Annotated in this window: 15 protein-coding genes; 7 read left to right on the top strand and 8 right to left on the bottom strand. The window is 43.9% G+C overall.

Going from position 1 to position 23,666, the window contains the following annotated elements:
- Positions 1-92 precede the first annotated feature (92 nt).
- Positions 93-386, bottom strand: a complete 294-nt coding sequence (locus tag ABHV44_RS09460) for a DUF721 domain-containing protein (RefSeq protein ID WP_459074438.1) — start codon at positions 384-386, stop codon at positions 93-95.
- The gene (recF, locus tag ABHV44_RS09455) at positions 383-1,504 is read right to left on the bottom strand and encodes a DNA replication/repair protein RecF (protein ID WP_459074574.1); all 1,122 of its coding nucleotides are present in this window, start codon (positions 1,502-1,504) and stop codon (positions 383-385) included. Before recF ends, ABHV44_RS09460 begins: the two co-directional genes overlap by 4 nt.
- Positions 1,505-1,720: 216 nt before the next feature.
- Here recF and ABHV44_RS09450 point away from each other — a divergent pair, with 216 nt between their 5' ends.
- The 7 genes from ABHV44_RS09450 to ABHV44_RS09420 all read left to right on the top strand — a co-directional run bounded on the left by ABHV44_RS09450 (position 1,721) and on the right by ABHV44_RS09420 (position 9,682).
- Entirely contained in the window at positions 1,721-2,401 is a 681-nt protein-coding gene (locus tag ABHV44_RS09450; protein ID WP_459074437.1) for a tetratricopeptide repeat protein, read from the top strand.
- A gap of 9 nt (positions 2,402-2,410) precedes the next feature.
- Positions 2,411-2,929 (top strand): 6,7-dimethyl-8-ribityllumazine synthase, encoded by a 519-nt coding sequence (ribH, locus tag ABHV44_RS09445; RefSeq protein ID WP_459074436.1) that lies wholly within the window; start codon positions 2,411-2,413, stop codon positions 2,927-2,929.
- Positions 2,930-2,985: 56 nt separating this feature from the next.
- Positions 2,986-4,662, top strand: coding sequence for a glycosyltransferase family 39 protein (locus ABHV44_RS09440; protein ID WP_459074435.1), 1,677 nt, complete (start codon positions 2,986-2,988; stop codon positions 4,660-4,662).
- The gene (locus tag ABHV44_RS09435) at positions 4,557-5,222 is read left to right on the top strand and encodes a DUF2461 domain-containing protein (protein WP_459074434.1); all 666 of its coding nucleotides are present in this window, start codon (positions 4,557-4,559) and stop codon (positions 5,220-5,222) included. The genes ABHV44_RS09440 and ABHV44_RS09435 overlap by 106 nt, the downstream gene beginning before the upstream one ends.
- A 108-nt stretch (positions 5,223-5,330) precedes the next feature.
- The gene (locus ABHV44_RS09430) at positions 5,331-7,187 is read left to right on the top strand and encodes a M1 family metallopeptidase (RefSeq protein WP_459074433.1); all 1,857 of its coding nucleotides are present in this window, start codon (positions 5,331-5,333) and stop codon (positions 7,185-7,187) included.
- A 5-nt stretch (positions 7,188-7,192) separates the two neighbouring features.
- Positions 7,193-7,768, top strand: a complete 576-nt coding sequence (locus ABHV44_RS09425; protein WP_459074432.1) for a biotin transporter BioY — start codon at positions 7,193-7,195, stop codon at positions 7,766-7,768.
- A gap of 21 nt (positions 7,769-7,789) precedes the next feature.
- Complete coding sequence (locus ABHV44_RS09420) at positions 7,790-9,682, top strand: M1 family metallopeptidase (RefSeq protein WP_459074431.1); 1,893 nt, start codon at positions 7,790-7,792, stop codon at positions 9,680-9,682.
- A 119-nt stretch (positions 9,683-9,801) separates the two neighbouring features.
- On the opposite strand, the gene ABHV44_RS09415 is transcribed toward ABHV44_RS09420, so the two are convergent.
- From ABHV44_RS09415 to ABHV44_RS09390, 6 genes are all read right to left on the bottom strand, one after another.
- Positions 9,802-13,158, bottom strand: a complete 3,357-nt coding sequence (locus ABHV44_RS09415; protein WP_459074430.1) for a PKD domain-containing protein — start codon at positions 13,156-13,158, stop codon at positions 9,802-9,804.
- A 254-nt stretch (positions 13,159-13,412) separates the two neighbouring features.
- Positions 13,413-17,384, bottom strand: coding sequence for a PKD domain-containing protein (locus ABHV44_RS09410; protein WP_459074429.1), 3,972 nt, complete (start codon positions 17,382-17,384; stop codon positions 13,413-13,415).
- Positions 17,385-17,577: 193 nt separating this feature from the next.
- On the bottom strand, positions 17,578-21,075 hold the full coding sequence (locus ABHV44_RS09405; RefSeq protein WP_459074428.1) for a T9SS type B sorting domain-containing protein: 3,498 nt from the start codon (positions 21,073-21,075) through the stop codon (positions 17,578-17,580).
- Positions 21,076-21,177: 102 nt separating this feature from the next.
- The gene (locus ABHV44_RS09400) at positions 21,178-22,464 is read right to left on the bottom strand and encodes a PKD domain-containing protein (RefSeq protein ID WP_459074427.1); all 1,287 of its coding nucleotides are present in this window, start codon (positions 22,462-22,464) and stop codon (positions 21,178-21,180) included.
- Positions 22,465-22,468: 4 nt separating this feature from the next.
- A complete protein-coding gene (locus ABHV44_RS09395; RefSeq protein WP_459074426.1) occupies positions 22,469-23,032 on the bottom strand; it encodes an RNA polymerase sigma factor in 564 nt (187 codons plus the stop codon).
- A 126-nt stretch (positions 23,033-23,158) separates the two neighbouring features.
- Complete coding sequence (locus tag ABHV44_RS09390; protein WP_459074425.1) at positions 23,159-23,560, bottom strand: response regulator; 402 nt, start codon at positions 23,558-23,560, stop codon at positions 23,159-23,161.
- Positions 23,561-23,666: the final 106 nt, after the last annotated feature.

Raw genomic sequence — 23,666 nt, 5'->3', positions numbered from 1 at the left:
TAGGTTATTCGAATCACCCGCAATATAATGCATTCCGATTGGAAAGCTGAAGCCAAAAATTGGAGGTAATTGAATTTTTAAGCGCCAGATGCTTACTTAATGTATAGCTCAGTAATGATGTTCTTGCCAAGCTTTTCATTCATCAGATCGATGATTTTTTCCTTGGCCATAGAAAACTCTTCTTTGATAACTCCAGAATCGAGGCGTACCATCAGCTGACCGTTCCGGAATCGCAACTCTCTGGTTTTTCGCATGATTGCATTCCCCATGAGGTCGCTCCAGGCATTGGCCACTTCCACCTCATTGTATTTATCTTCCATTTTATAGATCTTCAAAAGATCTTTGATTACATCGCCAAGTTGACTTTGATTGCTGTCTCGCTTCATTTCTCTACCTCCTCTTTCAACGGTGAAACAGATCCCTCTTTCACTTCAAATACTTTGAGGTCTACATCCGTATTTCTAAAAATGGACGGCACCCGGTCTGGATCTGTATCGGTAATGAAGATTTGGCCAAATTCGTGGTTGGTGACTAATTGCATCAAATAGTTTACCCGCTGGTCATCAATTTTGTCGAAAATATCATCGAGGAGCAGGATTGGCGTGAGCCCACTGATCTGACGAATAAAACGGAACTGCCCCAACTTTAGAGAAATCAAAAACGACTTCTGTTGACCTTGTGAGCCGAACTTTTTCATCGGGTGACCACCGATTTCGAATAGTAAATCATCCTTGTGAATGCCGGCTGTGGTGCGCTGAAAACTGCGATCGCGATCCAGGTGCTTTTTAAAGGTTTCCTCAAAATCACCTTCGTTGAGCTGCGACTTGTACGAAATCATAACCTCTTCGCTGCCTCCGCTGATGGCTTTGTAGAGCGCATTAAACTCAGGCATAAACTCCTCCATGAACCTCTTTCGTTCAGAGTGTATTTTTTTTGATAGCTCGATCAACTGTGCATCCCAAATTTCCAGCGACTCAGCGTCAAAATAGCGGTGTTCCGCAAATGACTTGAGCAAATGGTTGCGCTGTGAAAGAGCCTTGTTGTAGTCGATTAGCCAGCCGAGATACTTCCGGTCGTACTGCGAAATAATTCCGTCCATGAACTTTCTCCGAAATTCACTTCCCTCTTTGATCAAATCCACATCAGATGGAGAAATGATCACTGCCGGAAACAAACCGATGTGATCGGCCAGACGCTCGTACTCCTTCTTATTTCTTTTAAACTGTTTTTTCTGACCTTTCTTTAGTCCGCAATAAACTCGCTCGTCTTTTTCCTCTTTTTCAAAAACGCCCTGAATCACAAAAAAGGCCTCGCCATGACGAATGTTTTGGCTGTCGATTGGATTAAAGTAGCTCTTGCAAAAAGACAGGTAATAAATTGCATCGAGCAGATTGGTTTTTCCAGCACCATTGAAGCCCGAAAAGCAGTTCACATCGGCCGAAAGCCCGATCTCGGCATCAGCGTAATTTTTGAAATTTAATAGTGAAAGCGTTTTCAGATGCAGCACTGGTTGTCTCCTTTAATTTTGGGGGATCAAAAATAACGATTGTGAAGTGTGGCTTCATCACTAATTCGACAAAGAATATCCACAACTTTCGAATTAGTGTGACTTCTTTCACTTTCCGAACAGACAAAGACGGAGAGTTCGGTAACTAAAACCACACGCTTTTAGTACTGTTCGATAAAAAATTTATTTTTGCAGCTCTAAATATATTTCGACATGGCCAAAAAGAAAGACCAAAAAGAAGAGACGATTGTTGATGTACAGGAAGTGTACACGAAGACGGAAATGTTTGTGGACAAGTATCGCAAGCCTCTCACCTCTGTGATTCTCGTTGTTGTTATCCTAATTATTGGATATTTTGCTTACGACAAACTTTACATTGAACCACGCGAAAAGCAGGCCTCTGAAGAAATGTGGAAAGCGGAGCAATACTTCATGATGGATTCCCTCGACCTGGCCATGTACGGTGATGACACTTACCCTGGGTTCCAGGATATTTCTGAGCAATACAGCGGAACGGTTCAGGGAGATTTGGCAAACTACTACATGGGAATCATTCTTCGCGAAAAAGAAGATTACCAGTCAGCTCTTGAGTACTTTAAGAAAGCAGATCTCAAGGACGATGTGATTAGTGTGATTAACACTGGAAACATTGGCGATATGTATGTGGAGCTCGGTCAAATTGAAGAAGCGATCCCATACTTCGAGAAAGCTGCCGGAGCGGTAAACAATTCTGCTCTCACTCCGGTTTACCTCATGAAAGCCGGAATGGCTTACCAGGAGCTTGGCCAGCAAGCCAAAGCACAGGCTAAATATCAAAAGATTGTTGACGACTATCCAAAATCTCGTCAAACCACAAACGCCAAAAAATTGTTGGCAGCGATGCCAGAAAATTAAACCACCTAGATGGCTACAGAAAACAAGAATCTTTCTGAATATAAATTGGATGAAACTCCCAGCGCTGCCGGACTTAAGTTCGGCATTGCTGTTTCTGAGTGGAACCGTGAAATAACTTCAAGCCTTCTTGATGGAGCTCTGGAGACGCTCCGAAAGCACGGAGTGGAAGAACGCCACCTCAAAATTATTTGGGTACCCGGTAGCTTCGAACTCACTTCTGCAGCTCAATTTCTTCTCGAAAACACCGACCTCAATGCGGTTATCACCCTGGGAAGCGTGATCCGCGGAGAAACCTCCCATTTCGATTTTGTTTGCCAGGCAGTTTCTCAAGGTGTGAAGGATGTAGCCCTGAAATACAGACGCCCAGTAATTTTTGGAGTGCTCACTGACGACAACATGGATCAGGCGAAAGCTCGATCTGGAGGAAAGCACGGCAACAAGGGAATTGAATGCGCTGTGGCCGCTATCAAAATGGCTCACTTACAGAAACAGCTTCGCGACACCTGGGGCCCGGGGTTTAACTTCTAAAGCTCTGGCGTCACTGCCAGACTTTTCCAACTTCCTTTTTGATATTTTTGCGAGCGATGAATGCAATCAAAAAAATGTGGAACTATCATCCACTGCCGTTCGTTTTGCTCGTGGGGCTGATAGTTCGACTCGTTGCAGCTTACTTTTCCCGCGGATTTTTGATGCACGATGATCATTTCCTAATCATCGAATCGAGCGCCAGTTGGGCCGATGGACTCGATAACATGGCGTGGCTTCCCTGGGAACCAAATGTGGCCGCAAAACCTCAGGGCCACAGCATGTTCTACATCGGACTCCACTACTTTTTCTTCGAATTTACCAATCTGATCGGGCTCAACAACCCACAAACGAAAATGCTGATCATTCGAATTGGTCATGCATTTTACTCTTTGCTCACCATTTATTTCAGCTATAAAATTGCCGAGCGAATTTCCGACTGGAAAACTGCCAGACTCGTGGCGCTCGTTCTTGCCTTGCTGGCCTTTTTCCCCAACTATGCTGTGAGAAACCTGGTGGAAATGGTCACCATTCCACCTCTGCTGTGGAGCACCTGGCTTTTGCTGAAAGAGCAATCTGAAAAACGATTTGGGCTTTTTGTCTGGGCTGCAGTTTTAGGAGGATTAGCCGTGGGCATTCGATACCAAAGCGTACTGTTTGTCGGTGGGTTAGGATTGGTGTTGTTGATCCAGAAAAAGTGGCAAGGGGCCATCACCTTTGGCCTGGTGAGTTTCGCAGTGTTCTTTCTTACTCAACTAGGCGACCTCTACATCTGGGGCCGACCGTTTGCCGAGCTGTGGGAATACATAACGTACAACATGGAGCACGGCAGCGAGTATCTGGTGCAACCCTGGTACAACTACATCCTCGTTTTGGTTGGTTTCCTGATTCCTCCGGTAAGTCTGTTCATGCTATTCGGTTTTTTCAGAGAGTGGAAACGCCATCTTCTGATTTTCCTTCCCACACTCATTTTTTTGATTATCCATTCTGCCATCGCCAACAAACAAGAGCGGTTCATTGTGCCGGTAATGCCATTTGTGGTAATCCTCGGCCTGGTAGGCTGGCAGCGATTTGTAGCCCAGTCGCGGTTTTGGAAAAATCGAAAAAAGTTGCTGCGCGGTTGTTGGATTTTCTTTTGGGTTTTGAATGGGCTCGCACTGATCGTGCTTAGCACATCTTACAATAAGAAATCTCGCGTTGAAGCCATGAGCTATCTCTACGAGCAAGGCAACGTGCAGAATTTCATCGTGGAGGGGTCTCACACCAACAGAACCTTGAGGCCTCCACTCTACTACAGTGGCCAATGGGCCGATCAGTATTACTTCACCAAGAGCGATGACCTGAGCAAAATCTCCGACAGCACTTTGGTGAACGCGAAAAAACCAGCACCGAATTACGTTATCTTTTACGAAGACGAAAATATCGAAGAGCGTGTGAATCAATTCAGAGAAATTTATCCTTCGCTGGAGCACAAGAAAACCATCGACCCCGGTTTTTTTGATCAGTTACTTCACAAATTAAACCCACACAACAGAAATTACCGGGCTCATATTTACTACTTTAATGAGCTGGAAGGAAAAGGCGCTCCCAGGGTTTTGCCGGAGCGTGATCAAAAGACAAACAAACATATATGGCTTACTTCTCAAAAAAATTCAATCAGTTTTTCATTGATCTCGCTCCGAACAACCACAAAGAGTGGTTTGATGAAAACCGCAAGACATACGAAAAGGAAGTAAAAGAGCCATTCAAAAAATTTGTTGGTGATTTGATTGAGCGACTAAAAGAATACGATCCGGCACTTAATGTAGAGCCCAAAGATTCCATTTTTAGAATCAACCGCGACATTCGATTTGCAAAAGATAAAACGCCTTACAAAATGCACCTAGCTGCGGCAATTTCCCGAAAAGGAAAAAAGGTGCACGACTACCCCGGACTTTATATTCACTTCGGACCGGAGAAGGTGTGGATCGGTGGTGGAGCTTACAGCTTATCCAAAGAAAAACTCGAGGACGTTCGCAGAGAGATAGCAGCCAAACCAAAAGAGTTTCTGAAGGCGATCAACGACAAAGATTTCGTTGAGACCTACGGAGAAATTCAGGGAGAAGCCCACAAGCGCATTCCTAAGGAATTTAAAGAAGTAGCAGAAGAAGTGCCGCTGATTGCCAACAAGCAGTTTTATTACATGGCCGAGTATCCGACAAAAACGTTAGAGCGAGACGATCTCCTCGAGTTTGTAGTCGACCACTATCGCAAGGCACTTCCGGTGCATCAGTTTTTAGCTAAAGCCCTGAAATAATCGAATTCTCTTCTGCTCACATTGGAAATTTGCCGCTCAAACAACCGTTTCTGGCATTCCTGTTCAATTTGAATAAATTTACCCTTTCCATAAAAACATTATCAAGGAATGAAGTACATAATTCTTACTGGTCTAACTTTTTTAACGCTTTCACTATCCGCTCAGGTAGATCGCTGGCAGCAGCGCGCAGAATACAAAATGGATGTGGAGCTCAACGATGAAAATCACAAACTGACGGGAACGCAAGAGCTCACTTACTACAACAATTCACCCGATGAGCTCAACGAGGTTTTTTACCACCTCTTTTTCAATGCTTTCCAACCTGGCAGCATGATGGATGTGAGGTCGCAATCGATTGAAGATCCCGACTCGCGTGTTGGCGATCGCATCGGAAACCTAACTCCCGACAAACAAGGCTACCTCCACGTGAAGTCGTTGAAGATGGATGGTAAGAAAGTTGACTTCGAAGAAGTTGGGACAATTCTCGAAGTGAAGTTACCGAAAGGAATTAAGCCTGGTTCGAAAGTGAAATTCGAAATGGAATTTGAAGGCCAGGTTCCGCTTCAGATCCGAAGATCCGGCAGAAACAACAAAGAGGGAATCGCTTATTCCATGTCGCAGTGGTATCCTAAAATGTGTGAGTACGACTACGAAGGCTGGCACGCCAATCCTTACGTTGGTCGCGAATTCCACGGTGTCTGGGGTGATTTCGAAGTCAATATCACCATGGATAAAGAATTCATCATCGGTGGCACTGGCGTTTTGCAAAATCCAAATGAAATTGGCCACGGTTATGCGGATGACGAATCAAAGGTAAAACGCCCGGACGGTGACAAACTCACCTGGAATTTCATGGCGGAAGACGTGCACGATTTTGTTTGGGCTGCAGATGAAGACTACATCCACGACAAGGTTTCTATGAAAAATGGGCCTGACATCCACTTCTTCTACCAAAACGACACTTCGATTGTCGACAACTGGGAAGAGCTTCAGGATTTTGCACCTCAGGTTTTTGAGTACATGAACGAGCATTTCGGTGAATACCCCTACTCCACCTACAGTGTGATTCAGGGAGGAGATGGCGGAATGGAGTATCCAATGGCCACCCTCATCACTGGGAAGAGAAACAAGATGAGTTTATTTGGTGTCTTTGTGCACGAGTTGGCGCACAGCTGGTACCAGGGAGTTTTGGCAACCAACGAAAGCCTCTACGAGTGGATGGACGAAGGATTCACGTCTTACGCCTCTGAGGAAGTGATGGCTCACCTTTTTGACAAACCAGAAGAAGAAAAGCACAGAAACGCTTATGGCGGCTACTACTACATCGTGGATCAGGGGAAGGAAAATCCGATGATTACACATGCCGATCACTACGAAACAAACCTGGCTTACGGAATTGCCGCCTACAGCAAAGGACAGGTTTTCGTGGAACAGCTCAAATACGTTGTAGGTGAAGAAGTTCTGAAAAATGCACTACTCACCTACTTTGACGTTTGGAAATTCAAGCATCCTAATCCCAACGACTTCAAGAGAGTTGTCGAAAAAGAATCCGGACTCGAGCTGGACTGGTACTTCCAGTATTTTGTGGAATCTACTCGCACGATCGACTACGCTGTGAAAGAAGTGCGCAAAGACGGAAACAGCACCTACGTGACGCTCGAAAAAATCGGTCTCACACCAATGCCAATCGATGTGCAGGTAACTTACTCCGATGGCAGTACAGAGATGTTCTACATCCCGCTCCGAATCATGCGTGGCGAAAAACCGGCACAGGGACAGGAGAGAACTTTGCTCGAGGACTGGCCATGGGTAGAGCAGTATTATCTTTTCGAAATAGACAGAAAAGGCGAAGACATCACTTCTATTGAAATTGATCCATCCCGAAGGATGGCAGATATCGATCTGGAGAACAACTCAGTGGATCTGGAAGATGGAGTGATTTTCAAACTCGAAACTCAAGAATAAAAAGCATGATCAACGCCACCTTAAGGATCTTTGAGTCGAATGGACTCGATGCACTAATCAAGTTTTTGATTAGCACAGTGTGTCTGGCTGTGATCGGCCCATTGAGCATTCCAACTGGAGACGTACCTATTACACTACAAAGTCTATTCGTCTTATTTTTCCCGCTGATATTCGGCTGGAAAATCGGATTCACGTCTGTTTTAGTTTATCTCATTCTAGGTGGTGCAGGTTTGCCGGTGCTGGCGGAATACAGCAGTGGATTCGATAAATTTACTGGTCCGACAGGAGGCTTTTTATTTGGCTTTTTGGCAGCCGCACTTATTTGTGGCTACCTGGCCGAACAGGTGAAAAAGCGAGAAGCACTTAATTTTCTACTTCTCATCGTGGTCGGGCATCTCATCATCTTGCTGATGGGTTTTGGCTGGCTTTGGACAGTTAGACCAATGCCCGAAGACTGGCAAACAGTAGTGGGGCAACTGCTACCTGGCCTGGCCATAAAGTGTGCTGCTGGTGTATTGCTCTTTCAGCTTTTGCTTAGAGCAGCAGTGCCAAAGGAAGAATACTACAAGAAATCGAAATGATTACTAAATCAAATAATTCACATGAAGAACAACTTTTTACTCATTGCTCTTTTTGCAGGGCTTATAGGACTGACTGCCTGCAACAACCAGGGAGCTGACAAACAAAAAACCGAGGAAGGGCAAGACGAAATGGATAGCGGGATGACAAAACTTGCAGAAGATCCACACAGCTTTTCGAAGCCAAACGATGTGAGAGTGAAGCACCTTTCGTGGAATGCCGAAGTTAACTTCGAGACTAAAAAAATTGATGCGGTAGCGAGTTGGGATCTTGAAAACTACACTGGCGCTGACAAAGTGATTTTTGACACCCACGAGCTCGACATTACGAAAGTGACTGATGCTGAAGGCAACGAGCTGGAGTATGAAGTTGGCGAACAGGAGGAGCACCTCGGTAGCCCACTGACAATTCAGATTGGAGAAAACACCGAACAGGTGAATATCGCTTACACCACTTCTCCCAATGCCGGGGCGCTGCTCTGGGTAGAAGGTGAAGACCCATTTCTTTTCTCGCAGTCGCAGGCAATTTTGGCTCGTACGTGGATCCCTACGCAGGACAGTCCGGGAGTTCGCTTCACTTACGATGCTGAGGTAGCAGTTCCCAAAAACCTAATGGCACTCATGAGTGCTGAAAACCCTCAGGAAAAAAACGAAACGGGCACGTACAATTTCAGGATGGAGCAGCCTATTCCAGCATATTTGCTCGCTCTTGCAGCAGGCAACGTAGAGTTTCGCGCCATTGGTGATCGTACCGGGGTTTACGCTGTTCCAGAATTGATTGATGAAGCAGAGTACGAATTCCAGGAAATGGATGACATGCTCAAGGCTGCAGAAGACTTGTACGGCAAATACGCCTGGGGGCGCTACGACTTATTGATTCTTCCAGCTGCATTTCCTTTTGGAGGAATGGAAAACCCACGTCTCACTTTTGCAACTCCTACGATCATTGCCGGTGACCGCTCGCTCACAGCACTTGTAGCGCATGAGTTGGCTCACAGTTGGTCGGGCAACTTGGTAACCAACAGCACCTGGGACGACTTTTGGCTCAATGAAGGTTTCACTGTGTACTTCGAGCAGCGAATCATGGAAGAGGTTTATGGTCGCGAATATTCTGAAATGCTTGCAGAATTGAGTCTTCAGGGATTGAAAACAGAAGTGAAAGAAATTTCTGAGGAACACCCTGCCGACACGCACCTGAAGCTAGAACTCGAAGGAAGAGACCCCGATGCCGGGATGACAGCCATCGCTTACGATAAGGGTTATTTCTTTTTGAGATTGTTAGAAGAAACAGTTGGCCGAGAACGATTTGATGCTTTTCTGAACGAATATTTTTCGAGCCATGCTTTTAAAGTTATGGATACGGAGCGATTTGTCGACTACCTAAAAGAAGAGCTGCTTACAAAAGAAGAGCAAGAAGAAGTTAATTTGGAAGCCTGGATTTACGGCCCTGGATTACCTGAAAACCTTCCTGAGGTGGGCTCCGATAAAATTGCAACTGTCGATTCACTCATCAACACGTGGAGTGCTGGCAAAACAGCTACGAAAGAACTCCCTTGGAACGACTGGGCTTATCAACAGAAGTATCGTTTTTTGACTAACCTACCAGAGTCAGTTACGGCTGAGAAGCTAGCTGAATTGGACGAGACATACTCAGTTACGCAAACTGGTAACAATGAAGTTCTTTTTGCATGGCTGGAACAGTCAATTCTTAAGAATTACGAAAAGGCTTATCCTCGTGTGGAGGAGTTTTTGATAAACGTAGGCAGACGTAAATTTCTCACACCTCTTTATTCAGCGATGAAAGAAACGGGAAAGATGGACATGGCACTATCGATTTACGAGAAAGCGCGTCCCAATTATCACTCTGTTGCCACTGGAACAATGGATGAACTTCTAAACTGGGAAGAGGAAAAATAATTATTAGACTTTTTACCTAGTCGTCTTCTCAACCTAAAAACGAAAAGGCCGGTGATCGCTAGCGATCACCGGCCTTTTTTAATTCCAATGAGTATTATTTGAATCCAACCTTAGAACAACTACCTAATGATTGTGACCGTTCCAGAAAGCTCTTTTTTATCTGAGGTAGCCAGGGAGTGCGCCACTAACCTCCATGTATACACACCATCTGGAACATAGTAGTTTCCATGTTGGTGTTCTCCTTCCCAATACTCGGACTTATCTTCAGTGACAAAAACCTGCTCGCCCCAGCGATTGTAGATCTCCAAACGGAAATCATTAGGGTCGATATCAGTTCCTTCAATTCTCCAAACATCATTCACACCATCACCATTTGGTGTGAAGGCAGTTGGTACATAGACATTGAAAATGTCGTTGACTACAATATCTCGAGTGATTTGATCCGTGCAATTGTTTTCATCAGTCACTGTGAGAGTCACTGGGTAAGTGTCCCCCACATCATATGGAAATTCAAATATTGGATTCTGCTCAGAAGAGACTCCAAGCACGTCCAAAGTATCGAAAACCCACTCATACTCAACAATATTTCCGATTGAAAGATCGGTGAAGCTGATTTCTGAATCGGGAATTTCAGTTGGTTGTGGCGTTGCGTTGAACGCAGCAGTTGGATTTGCAAAAGCAGTGATGTAATTGGAGTAAGAGTTGGAATACTCGCACCCAAGGTTCGAAACGAGAGTCAAACCAACATCATAAACTCCTGGCTCTTCAAAAACGTGAGTAGGTGACTCCTGAGTGTAAACACTGCTCGGTTCAATTTCCCACGTGGCGTCAGTCCACAAGTCTTCCGAAGGAATTGCTGTGAAATTTATTTCTAGCGGTATACATCCTTGTGTGGTGTCAGCTTCGAACTGAACATCAAGAGGCTCCTCAAAGATCAGCTGCTGGCACTCTTCAACCGGTGGCGTTTCGCATTCGTCAGTGACAGTTAGGCAAATAGCGGTGCTTTGTCCTGTTTCCACAAGAATGGAGTCGCCTGGATACTCATTTCCATCGTAGTTCCATACGTAATCGTAATCTCCGAGACCACCTGTAACAGTGTTAGCTCCAACTTCAATGTTCAAACCAGGACAGGAGAGGATCGTGTCGAATGGAGCCATTTCCAATGGCTCATAAAAATCAACTGTTACAGTTTGTGTTTCTGTCTGGCATCCATCTGCATACTCAGCATAAACCTCAAAAGTTGTCGGCTCTGTGAATCCGCTCACCTCGATGGTTTGACCGGTGTATTCTCCATCGTTCCAGATATAGTCCACATCGTCAAACTGTGCATTGGTTGGCGATGCGGTGAGTTCAGCTGTTCCACCAATACAAATTGTAGTATCTGGTGAAGTACCTATTTCCAATCCATAAGTCAGTGCAAACTCTTCAGTAATTGAACAGAAAGGCTCCTCCTGATAAGTCAGGGTAACTGTAATATTGTTAATACCTTCCTCAAGGTTAGCTACTCCGTACTGAGCATTGGGATTGTTGAATAAGTTAGCCGGAGACCACTCAACAGTGAAAGGAATATCAAATGTTGGATTGTCGCAAGTGAAATTCGACACATCATCGTAAACAGTTCCTGCTGCAGCTTCACCCTGACCTACCTCAACTACAAGGTTACCATCTGGGTCATAGATATTATAACTTACCTCACTTACAAAAGCACCTGTTGAAAATACAATTTCGACATCATCTCCAAAGTTGGTGTAGAACTCTTCCTGATTAAAGTCACTTTGAATATTAGTAATTGTGTATGTATCCTGAAGCGTTCCGTTTACATAAACTTCGAGCTCATTACCATTCCATCCGTCTCCAAAAGAATCGAACATCTCAATCACCCACGGGCAACCAAGACTCTCAAATCCGGTAGTGTCATACGGATAACCAATTTCATATTGAGGATCACAAGCTACACCATCTTCAATAGTTGTAATGGGTGGAGAAGGCACTGCTTCAACCTGGAATGTTGTATCGAACGTACACCCGAAATCGTTAATTGTGAAGAACGTATACTCGTAAACTCCGGCTGTATCATAGGAAACTGTGAAAGTATTCCCATCGTCTGAAGTTTCAATGACTCCTGGTCCTTCAACGTAACTTGAATCTGCTCCGGGACCAATGTGCGGAGTAAAAGTAGTCACTCCAGGATAGAGTTCAGGGTTGAAAGATATACCCCACTCAAAAATATATCCATTGTCTATTGCAAGGTTGTCTACAATCGTAAAAGTCCATTCTCCGTTTAAAGGACAACCAACCAATTCACATAAATCGCCTTCAGCTTCATATTCACCAGCTGGAAGCGATCCTCCGAATCCAATATCTCCGGCATTATCACTCCAGGTTCCAGTTGTGGCGTCAGGTGCCCAGGAGTAGTCATAACCCACACCTGGAGTTGGAGTAGCATCACCATCAATTGGTTCACCAATGTATGTGCCACCTCCACCGTTAGGGTAAGGCACGAGAATAACAGAAGTTCCATCTGGACAGGCGATTTCAATTTGTAAATCCCCCATGTAAGAATGCTCCATATTGGTTGTGATCTCAATTAAGTCATCACAAGACTCCAAAGTTGCACCAGCTTCAAAGAAGTCAAAATTGAGTGAGGAGGTATAGCTGAACCCAGCACCATCAGCCAGATATGTTTCTCCTGCAACTACCTGTGGTGGCAATGCGGTCCATGTTGTGGATTCAGCATCCACGCTAATTTCCAGATCATTTCCCATACAAGCCGGACTTGGAGAATCGATTTCAATTTCTGGTAAAGTGGACACCAAGACCTGAAGTGGTTCAAGGTTCAAACTCTGACAACCGTTATCATCCTCAACTGTTAGATTCACAATATACTCTCCGGGCTCTGAAAAACTATGTGTAATGTCTCCTCCATTATCCAGCGTTTCGACCGTTCCGTCATCGAAGTTCCAAATCCAGTTTTCTATAGAAAATCCTGGACCTGCTTGTGATCCGGCATCTCCAAAGGTGATCTCTTCATCCAGACAAACTGAAATTGTTTGTTGATCTCCATCTGGCTCAGGTGAAACAATTTCGTAAGCAGCTGTTGGCTGAGCACATGGGGTGGTGCAAGAAATAATACCTTCCCAACCTGGCAAATCATTTGGGTTTCCCGAATTTGGATTCCACACAAATGTCAGACATCCAGTTGTGTTGTTCACTGTCCCAGTAACTTCTAGCCCCTGAAGATCAGTTCCGGTATAGCTACCCAAAGAATTAGCTCCTGGAGAGTCTCCATCATAAATTTGAAGCCAATCATTATTATTTCCTACTGAATGTACGTTGAATGCAACGAATTCAATTTGAATCACATCGCCCGGGTTGTCAGGGCAGATAGTAAATGTATACCCCTGATCAGTATAAGGGCTTCCAAGACCATCATCGACAAAAGCACCATCACAAGTCGAAACAGTGCCATCTTCCATGGCTATGTTTTGATCCTGTGCATTCAATGATAAACCCCAAAACAGACATACTACACTCAGTATTGAGGCTCTTAAACAGAGACTTTTAAAATTTTCCAATTGCGTATTCATACTTTGAATGCTCTCTTTTATTCTCGTTATCCAAAAAGTAAGATTGTGTTGTACTATCATAACAAACTCCAAGTACCAATAGTTGCTTCCTTGAAATCCCAACTTCCACCAAAATTAAGAAGATAATTAGTTTCAATCAGATGCTATCGAATAATGGTCACATGCCCAACAACTTCCTTCTTTTCGTTGGTTGTTAGTGATCTGGTAATAATTCGATAAACGTATACATCATTTGGCACGTAGTGATCACCTCTCTGATATGAGCCATCCCACCCTTCGGTGTAGTCGTTTGTGAAGTGTACCAGATTGCCCCAGCGATCGTAGATGTAAAGTTTGAAATCGTATGGATCAAGATCAATTGCCGTTAGGTCGAAATAGTCGTTTATCCCATCTCCGTTTGGAGTGAATGCATTCGGGATATACATCTGAAATTCTTCCTGAATGTAGACTGTTCTGGAAGTAGTATCAACGCAACCTTCCTCATTGCTCACAACGAGTTGCACATCAATGATCTCCGTTCCGCTGGTCGGAATTTCAATTACCGGATTTTCTTCGTCAGAAATTCCGAACTCATCGAAAGTCCATTCGTTGAAGTCATTGTCGAAAGACAGGTTGGTAAATTCAAATGTAGTGTTTGGTAAAATAGCAGTTTCTGGACTCGGGCTGAATTGCGCCACAGGTACCTGATAAACGTCAATGTATTCTTCCTCGGTGTAAGTGTACACACATCCATCGTTTGACACGATTTCGAAGGTCACATCATATTCTCCAAAGTTTTGATAAAGATGACTGGTAATTCCAGCGTTTGTCTGTGATTGACCATCTCCAAAGCTCCATGAGGCCACGTCCATCGCTGTTGTGTCGCCATTGGGGGTAAAGGTTACTAACAGTGGTTCACAACCAGCCAGGGTGTCAGCCGTAAATGTTGAGTCCACCTGAGGAAAAACAGAAACCGTCATACATTCTTCGATAGTCGGTGTTTCGCATGCGTCAGCTATCTCAAGGCAAAACTCAGTTGTGTCCGTAATGTTTGCTATCGCTCCGTTACCCTGAAAAACCTGACCTGTTTCTGAGGTCCAGGTGTATTCATAAGGTGTAAGTCCACCTGTGACCAATTCAGCCTCAAGTGCAATATTTTCATTAATACAAATTGTTGTATCGTCCATCAGGTCCATTTGTAGAGCGTTGTAACGGTTAACTACCACAGACTCCTCGTTGGTCTCGCAACCTGCTCCGTATTGACCAACAACAGTGAATACTTCTGCATTACTATTTGTTTGAACGTTGATTGTGTCACCGGTAAACTCTCCACCGTTCCATACATAATTGATGTCAGTTCCTGAACTCGTTGTTTCAAAGCCAAAGAGGGTGGCTGTTCCACCGATACAAATTGTTGTATCACTAACAACTCCAATAGCTGCCAGCTCTGGTGCAGTCACAGTGACATCAAAGTTATCTGTACAAGTTCCTTCATCTATGAGAGTTACAGAATAGTCACCTGCTAAAACACCGGTGAACGTGTATGTAAAATCTGAGGTAACTGTGTTATCTACAAGATTTCCGTCTTCATCGTAAAGCTCAAGAGCGAAGGGCTCATTGAAACTGGTGCTGTTGATATCGATTGTGATTTCACCATCGGGACTATCGGCACAAGAGGCCGGAGTGAAGTCAAAAGTGTAGTCAAATTCGCAGCATGAAGGCGTTCCTTGTGGGAGAATGCTAATTTCTACAGTTGCCTCGTCTGTGCAGCCTCCTGGAGTTTCGTGCGAATAGGTATAAACCCCATTGGCCTCATCCTCAGACTGGAAAACTGTATTGGCCAACGGATCACCATTTTCATCGGTCCATTCGCCTCCTGTATCAGGATTTCCACCGAGCAAATCAAAAAGATCATACTGTCCATAGTCGTAGCAAAATTCTTCTGACACACTATTACCCGGATCCGCTACCGGCTCGTAGTTGACCACAAACTCTTCAGTAATATTGCATCCATCTACTCCTTCCAAACCAAGGTTTAAGGTGATGTTGTTATCTCCCTGGAAAGGACTATCTAAAAGAGCATTCTGAGAGTTTGGATTATTGAAGATGTTTTGAGGCTCCCAGAAGAATGTCCAGGGAACATCGTAAGTTTCAGTACAAGGACCGGCAGTCTCAGCATAGACCACTCCTCCATTTGCATTTCCAAAATTTACATCAGACACGATCTCCCCATTAGGATCGTAAATTGTAAATCCAACTTCATTGACAAACGCACCTTCTACGTATTCAATCTCTATGAAATCACCCTCACTTGCGTAAAAGTAGTCTTGCTCACCGTTTCCAGCAGTGAAAGTAAATACCTCTGGGGTACCTCCATTAACAGTTACAATCAACTCGTTTCCGTTCCATCCATCTCCAAAACTATCTTGCATGTCTATGGTCCATTCACAACCAGCAGTTTCCACCCCTGTGGTATCAAAAGTCGGTTGGATAACAAGCGGGAGAGCACAAATACTGGTATCCATAATTGGATCAATTTCTGGAGCATCAAGAACTGTCACAGTCACTGTCGTGTCAAAGGCACAACCGAAATTATTCGTAGCAGTGAAAGTGTAATCGTAAGATCCAACATTAGGTGGTTCTATTGTAATCAGGTTACCGTTTCCAGAGGTGTTGATAATGTGATCACCTGTCCAATAAGTTGAGTCAGGCCCTTCTCCAATAATCGGAGTGAATGTGGTAATCCCAGGGAACAGGTCGGGATTGAAATTGATTCCCCACTCGAAAACATACCCGTTGTCAAGCCCAAGATTATCAGTTATGGAGAAAGTCCAATCGCCATTTAAAGGGCATCCAACAAGACCACAGAGGTCATAGTCACTCTCGTAAGTAGCAGAAGGAAGACTTTCATTAAATCCCGGTGCGTTATCTGACCAGGTGCCATTAGTAGCATCTGGAGACCAAAAGTAGTCCCACCCTTCACCTGGTGTTGGAGCATCATCACCGATTGGCACACCTAAAAACGACCCTCCTCCACCATTGGGATATTCTACAAGTGTCACAGAGGTGCCGTCAGGGCAAGTAATTGCAATGTTCAAGTCACCCATGTAAGAGTGCTCCATGTTCACAAAAATACTCTCTAAGTCGCTACAATCCTCCAGTGTAGCGCCAGCTTCAAAAAAGTCGAAAGACAAACTTGACTCGTAAGCCTGACCAGCATCGTCAGCCAAATAAGTTTCACCAGAAACAACTTGCGGTGGCAGACTGGTCCAGGTAACACTCTGAAATGGATTACCATTTAAGTCAGTTTGCTGCCCTAAACAAATAGTATCTTCAAAATCTGTGTTGAATTCTGGAATCGTACTTACCAAAACCTGAAGTGGCTCTAAATTCGTGCTTTGACATCCGTTATTATCTTCTACCACAAGAGTGACCACGTACTCACCAGGGGTATCAAACGCATGTGTAACTACCGGGCCGCTTGTAGAATCTACTGTGCCATCCTGGAAATTCCAGATGTATTGGTCCAATGTAAATCCTGGAGCAGCTACGGAACCATTGTCTTCAAAAGTGATTTCCTGCCCAAGGCAAACGCTCACTGATTGCAACGAAGGATCGTCCGGTAGTGGGTCGGTAATTTCTGATGCTGCGGTTGGAGCATCGCAAGGAGTAGTACAATCGATGATCCCTTCCCATCCGGGAAAGTCATCATTCGAAGAAATATTGAGAGGGTTGAACCTAAAAGTCAGGCAACCAGAAGTATTAGAAGTAGTGCCGGTCACATTTAAACCACTCAGTTGAGTTCCGGTGTAGGCTCCAAGGCTATTTGCAGTTACATCATCACCGTCAAAAATTTCTAAAAAATCGGCATTTCCCGATCCACCATTGTAGATGTCGAAAAACACAAACTCAACTGAGATCACGTCCCCAGGATTATCCGGACAAATTGTGAATACATAATCATCATCCGAGTAGTTACCTCCGGTACTGCCATCATCGTAAAAAAAACCTTCACACACTTGAATCTCTCCATTTTCCATAGGGTATTCTTCCTGACTTAGCGCTGATAGTGTCATCGATAGGAAGAAAGCGATAAAGAGTCCGGATTGGAGGATAAACCTTAAACTTGATTTCATGTCGTTTTTCTTTGCTTCGCAAACATAATGCATTCCGCTTAGAGACGGCAAAGCTTAAACAATCGTTGCTTGAACATTAATCAATAATTATTCACATGAGTTTGTAAAAAGATAACAGCTCTCCAGATTTATTGAGTAAATCCTTTCCGACCAGTTAATTGCACCAGATCAAGCACGTCTGTACCATCAGTGCTTAGCGCAATACAGAAATATGACCGCTCAGTTTCTCAATCTCGTCCGTATACCGATTTTTGACCTTGAGTTGCCAGTTGTAGACTGCTGGCGGTGCGTAGTGGTTTCCGCCATTCACATTTCCAATCCAGGCCTGATTAGGATCGTTTGATTCAAAGATTTTTTCTCCCCAGCGATTGTAAATCACCAAAAGATAGTCAGCAGGATCTACTCCCTGCATCACTGGTTTAAACACTTCGTTGTGTCCATCGCCATTTGGAGTGAAAGCATTTGGAATGTAGATCGAAAAGGCACCTTCAAGTTCAATTGTTTTGCACACGGTATCAACGCAGCCGAAGTCTGTTTCTGCCGTCAGACAAGCTTCATAAAACCCTGGATCTTGCTCGGCAAAGTACAATGTTGGGTTTTCATCAACCGAAGTTCCTAATTCACCAAAATTCCAGAAGTACGAATCTGCCGCTGAGCTCGTATTTAAAATACTCACCTGTGACTTGATGGGGTCTACACTTTCTTCTTCAAAAAGAAAGTCAGCCGTAGGATTCTCATAAACTTCAAAAGGATCTTCAGCTTCAACGTGTGCTGAACAACCATTTGAGGCGGTTGCATTTAACTCAAGGAAATGTTGTCCGGGATCATTCAACTCTAAAAAATCACCATTTTCTTCGTAGAGAAAATCACCATTCAACTGCCAGTAATAAGACACAATTTCTTGTTGAGACTCAAATAGTAATTCCAGAGTAACAGGTGCGCAACCATCTTCAGCACTCAGGTTGAGATCCACTTCGGGAGTATCCAAAACCGTTACCAACTGTTGATCCATTCCTACGCAGCCAAAGTCATTTGTTCCAGTTAGCTCGATCTCAAAGTCCTCTACAGCTACTCCAGCGATAGATGTTGAGTCGACCTCAAATCCAGAGGGAATACCAGCCCAGCTGTAGTTGTTTGCACCAGTTGCCTCAAATTGAATTATCTCGCCTTCGCAAATAGTGGGGTCCCCTGTCAATTGAACTATAGGATACGGGCTGACTTCTACCAAAATTGAATCTAACTTTTGGCAGGCTCCATTCTGGATCTGCACACTTAAATACTCTGAGTAGCTCTCATTGGGAAGCTGGTTATAATTAATCCATGGGTTGGCGACTGAAAGGGACGAAAGCAATGGTGTTTCTTCCCATTCAAAATCATAATCACCTGAAGACTGTACTTCAATTTGCTCTGCATCTGCATTTGCACAAGCTTCAAAACCATCGGGCATAGTCACATCCACTTCATCATCCACAACAATTTGAATATCTGCAATAGAAACCGGACACGGTTCTTCGGAGTGCACAACGTAACTCACAGCCCCAGAGCCCATCGATAAAGGGTCCCATTGAGATGACTTCATCTCAGTTTCATCAACCCACCAACTACCGTCCATTGAAGCTTCATCGGAAAGAAATGTTTCCAGATAAACCGGAGCATCAGTTTCGCAAAGAGCAATAGAAGAATCGCCTCCTGCTTCCAACTGATCACTGACATGGAGTTGAAGTGTTAACACCGAATTATCGCACACACTTCCATTTTCTACAGAATATGTGAACTCGAAATCCCCTGGTGAGTCGATCAGTTGATCCTGATTCACCGGCTCCGAGACATCCGTCCAAACTCCGTTAGTGGGCATTCCATCCTGAAGAAAATCTTGAAGATTCACGACCTCAACACTTTCACAAACAGATGCGGAGATAACTGTATCGGCAAAGACCTTCTCTAACACCGATATAGCCAGATTGGCTGTATCATTTGGGCAGGTGTTCGATGAATATGAGACATAGAAATAATCGCTTCCATTATTAACAGACGGATCGAATGATGTGACTTCATCCCCGGTTTGTGAATTAAAAAACTCGAGATTAAGTGATCCGATCTGCAGTTCATCAGCAAGCACGATTTCGTCATCGGAGTTGCACATTTCAAGTTGCTGATCGCTGATTGATCCGGGAAGCTCATCCACTTGGATATTGAAGTAAGCTGAATCTGGAGGACAGGAGCCGTTTAGAGCAATGTATGAAACAGCCAAGTTTCCGGGCACAACCTCAAGGCTTTGACCGTTCACCAGTTCATCTCCGTTTTGAAACCAGCCTCCTCCACTCCATGCATCGTTACTCAGGTACTGGTTTAAGTCAATACTTTCTGAGCTTTCGCAAATGACAAAGGTTGAATCTTCACCAGCTTCGGGCATTTCATCCAATGTAAGATCCAACATAGCAATTTCTGCAGTGCACCCGATCGCCTCCACCGCGTATTGAAATGTTTGTGGGCTATCGGTTAATGGATCGTAAAATGGCGAAACCTCTTCTCCAGATGAGTCGGTCCAAACGCCATAATCATCCGGCATACCATCCAGTAAACTTGTCAAATCCACTGTATTAGATCCCTCACAGAGCGATGCATCTGTGTCATTTCCGGCTGTCACCAAGGTGTCTATTTCAACTTCAAAAGTAGAGGAAACCGTTGGGCAGGGCGTAGTTCCTGTTACGATGTATTTGTAATTACCAGCAGGAGCGGTGTCAGGATTAATTGTACTGGCTATCGTTTGGTTTGCAGGATCTTTCCAAACACCGCCCTCATCGGCATCGTCAGTGAGAAAGTTGGCAAGATCAATTTCATCTGCCTCAGAGCAAACAATCAAATTCGTGTCTAATCCTGCATTCGGATATTCGTGAACATCCATATTGACATTAGAATAAACTGGTGGACAACCAGGGACCGTGTCGATTCTGTAAATGTACTGCCCCGATGGATCAACTCCTGGTACGAACACACCATCGAAAACTTCACCTTCCGTATTTAGCCATTCGCCATTCGGCTCAGGGTTTTCATTCAAAACATCAAAAAGCTCAAAAGGATCGTAGTGATCACAAATGTCGTAAGTCGTGGAGTTCCCAGGGTAGGCTGGTTCATTGGTATTGACTACTAGTTCTGACATAACGTCACATGCACCTGCATCCAAAGTGTATATTAAAGTTTGTGAGCCGGCCGCATCAGGTGTAAAAATATCCGTAGCAGGCGATCCAGAATTATCCGACCAACTACCACCTGGCATCGGAGTGCCTTCGATTGTGGTTAAAAGATCAAAAGTGCTACTGCTGGTGCAAATGAAGATTTCGGTATTGTCTCCGGGGTCAGTGCCTACTACCGCAACGTTAAAGGAATAAGTCTCGAGAGTTGTGTTGTTTTCTGAAATCGCAACGTAGTAGATTCCCTGACACAAATTCTCTACTGACGAAGTACCAAGGTCGTTCACCTCCTGAAAAATCTCATCTCCCTGGTTATTGATCCAGCGGTAAGTCAATTCACCGGGCTCTTCCGTTGTCACCGTAGCTCCGCCATCGCATGCAAAGCAATCTGAACAGTCCAGAGGAACGACCTCACCGGCAAGGCAAGCAATCGGTGTGCAGAGTGCCATCAACATGGCGCACCAGAAGCTTTTCGATATGGTAAGGAGATTAGTATTCAACTTGAACTGATTAAGGTACACAAAGATACAAAAAAGCCCGGGGATTAAGAACCACCGGGCTTTTCTGAACTTTATGTAAGTTTTGGTTAAGGAAAGGAAATATTATGGGTGAACTGTAACAGTTCCACTGAAAATCTCTTTTTCGTTATTTGATTCATCGTAAATGATCACTACCCATGGGTAGCTCATTCCAGGAAGAACTTCTTCTCCATCTAAGTCTGTACCTTGCCAGGGGTTGTCGCGGCTCATCGTTTCGAAAATCGGTTGCTTATTGTCATAAATCGTGAGACTAAAGGAAACGCTTGAGTTTTTCAAAGCCTCTGGCATAAACCCTTCACCTTTCTGGAGTGAGATTGTTCTCGGAGCATTTAGATTGTAGTCCTTCTTAACATCAACATATTTGAAGGTAGAATCCACACAGCCAAATTTATTGCTCACAATCAATTTCACGAGGTGCTCGCCTTTGTTCTTGTAATCATTTTCAGGGTTTATTTCTGTAGAAACAGATCCATCATGGAAATGCCATTCTGACTCTCCAGCTCGTTCGCTTTTGTTTAAGAAGTTCACCTTGGTAATCTCCTCCTGCTCATTGGTGAACTCCCAGTCGAAATTGGCCTTCGGTCTTGGGTTTATCACTACCATTTTAGACACACTGTTCGATCGGATAACACCATCTTCCAGGGACCTAACAGAAAGTGAAATATCATAAACACCTGGTTTCTGGAAAACGTGCTTTGGATTCGGCTGGTTCGAGAAGTTACCATCACCGAAGTTCCATAAATACGTACCATCTATCTCTTCATTTAAGAGTTCGAATTCTACTTCAACTCCAGCACAGGCTTCTGTCAATGAACTCTTGAAAGCAATCGCTGAACTTTTAGGAGCCTGAACCAATTCGTTTCCACCGTCACTCGAATTGTTTCCTTCATCCGAATCCGCTAGGTCGCCAGTACCATTTTTATTGTTGACATCCAACGTACCAGAATTCGCTTCCGCAATTCCGTCTCTGGAATTAAGATCTTTAGAAGTAGGAGCCGGATCGCTAGAAGTTGTCAAATCATTAGTTGATTCGACATCATTTTGAGAATCTGAAGGGGTTGCCGTGGTTCTATTTACAATGGCTTTAGAAACCAATTCACCATTATCATTGCAAGCTACCAAAGTGGTTTCGTTGGACTTGCTAATGAAATAGTAAGATGAGAAAAGCAAGAGTATCGATGCTACAACGAGCAAGGATCCCGCAACAAGAGAAGAGGATTTCTTCTCATTAGGCTGCTGTTCGTCAAGTTGACTTTCGATTTCCTCCCACGACTGCGGATCGTAAGGTGGTTCGAAATTGTCAAAAGACGAACGAACACTTTCTTCAAAGTTAGTCAGTTTCTTCCCCATTATCTTATTTGTACGCTTTAATTAAGATCTTCTTTATATTTTTCTTGGCCTTGGCAAAATTCGATTTCGAAGTGCCAACGCTGATATCCAGTTTTTCAGCTATTTCTTTGTGGGTGAGATTTTCAAAGAGATACAGGTTGAAAATCGTCCTGTAAGCTGGAGACAATTCATTCATAGCTTCAATTACTTGAGACGCTTTAAAATCATATTCTCCTTCTTCATCTTCTTCGTCATCCACCACTTCTGAGAAGTCTTCCATTGCTTGTTCGTCTCCGAGTAAGACAAAATCCGTCTTGCTTTTTCTAAAAAAGTCGATCGCTGTATTCACAACGATTCTTCTTACCCAACCTTCAAACGAACCTTGAAAGTTATACTTCTCAATACTGTTAAATACCTTTATAAAACCGTCTTGTAAAATGTCTTTCGCCTGGTCTTCGTTTTTGGTGTAGCGAAGACAGACACCATACATTTTACCGTAGAAAAGCTTGTAAATCTGTTGCTGAGACTTTCGGTCTCCAGACTTACATCCATCTATGAGCTCCTCCATTTCAAGATCGGCACTGCTCATCAGCAATATGTGTTTAGACGTGTGATCACTTCGATGGTTGCCACTAGTTAGGTTCTAATTTTTTCAACTTAGGTTTTTTCGCTGCACAAGATTGTCTCTCAAATTAGTGCAAAAAAGCTTTTTACTCTAGCTAAGGTCTTTTTTTAAAAGTGTGTTTTGCAGAAATTCGTCTATATCGTTCTTAGATACGAAACCCTCAACACTGTTGTAATCCATTGCAGCCAGCTTATCTTCCTCTCTGAGAGAAGAGGTCAGCATAAAGAGACGACTATTTGGATGTTTGGAATAAAATTTTTCTTCGTATTCTTCAATAAACTCGAAGCCGCTCTGTACCGGCATATTTAAATCAACGTACAACACGTCTGGAAAAGTTTCTTCGCCCATAGCTTCGAGAGCAGAAATAGCTTCTGAGACAGATTCTGCTGTAAAAACATTAATCGACTCATCCGCGAGTTTAATGAACTCGGTCATTATGAAGTTACAACTAGGATTGTCATCGATCAGAAATACATTCTTAACAAATTGCATCGCACCGTATAGTTACTCACCTCAAGTTTAGAGTATTAAACCACTATCTGAGATAGATTCGTTCCGCACATTCGATTGTAAGTTTAATGCATTACTGTCACTAAGC

Origin of the sequence: Halocola ammonii, assembly GCF_049334165.1 — a bacterium.
GTDB lineage: Bacteria > Bacteroidota > Bacteroidia > Flavobacteriales_D > Sanyastnellaceae > JBEGHD01.
The sequence above is the reverse complement of the archived record's forward strand: the minus strand, read 5'-3'. Positions and strand labels throughout refer to the sequence as shown.

Excerpts from the sequence above, each read along its gene's own strand:
- ABHV44_RS09460 (WP_459074438.1), bottom strand. The coding sequence starts at position 386 with ATGAAGCGAGACAGCAATCAAAGTCAACTTGGCGATGTAATCAAAGAT.
- ABHV44_RS09450 (WP_459074437.1), top strand. The coding sequence starts at position 1,721 with ATGGCCAAAAAGAAAGACCAAAAAGAAGAGACGATTGTTGATGTACAG.
- ribH (WP_459074436.1), top strand. The coding sequence starts at position 2,411 with ATGGCTACAGAAAACAAGAATCTTTCTGAATATAAATTGGATGAAACT.
- ABHV44_RS09440 (WP_459074435.1), top strand. The coding sequence starts at position 2,986 with ATGAATGCAATCAAAAAAATGTGGAACTATCATCCACTGCCGTTCGTT.
- ABHV44_RS09435 (WP_459074434.1), top strand. The coding sequence starts at position 4,557 with ATGGCTTACTTCTCAAAAAAATTCAATCAGTTTTTCATTGATCTCGCT.
- ABHV44_RS09430 (WP_459074433.1), top strand. The coding sequence starts at position 5,331 with ATGAAGTACATAATTCTTACTGGTCTAACTTTTTTAACGCTTTCACTA.
- ABHV44_RS09425 (WP_459074432.1), top strand. The coding sequence starts at position 7,193 with ATGATCAACGCCACCTTAAGGATCTTTGAGTCGAATGGACTCGATGCA.
- ABHV44_RS09420 (WP_459074431.1), top strand. The coding sequence starts at position 7,790 with ATGAAGAACAACTTTTTACTCATTGCTCTTTTTGCAGGGCTTATAGGA.
- ABHV44_RS09415 (WP_459074430.1), bottom strand. The coding sequence starts at position 13,158 with ATGGAAGATGGCACTGTTTCGACTTGTGATGGTGCTTTTGTCGATGAT.
- ABHV44_RS09410 (WP_459074429.1), bottom strand. The coding sequence starts at position 17,384 with ATGAAATCAAGTTTAAGGTTTATCCTCCAATCCGGACTCTTTATCGCT.
- ABHV44_RS09400 (WP_459074427.1), bottom strand. The coding sequence starts at position 22,464 with ATGGGGAAGAAACTGACTAACTTTGAAGAAAGTGTTCGTTCGTCTTTT.
- ABHV44_RS09395 (WP_459074426.1), bottom strand. The coding sequence starts at position 23,032 with ATGAGCAGTGCCGATCTTGAAATGGAGGAGCTCATAGATGGATGTAAG.
- ABHV44_RS09390 (WP_459074425.1), bottom strand. The coding sequence starts at position 23,560 with ATGCAATTTGTTAAGAATGTATTTCTGATCGATGACAATCCTAGTTGT.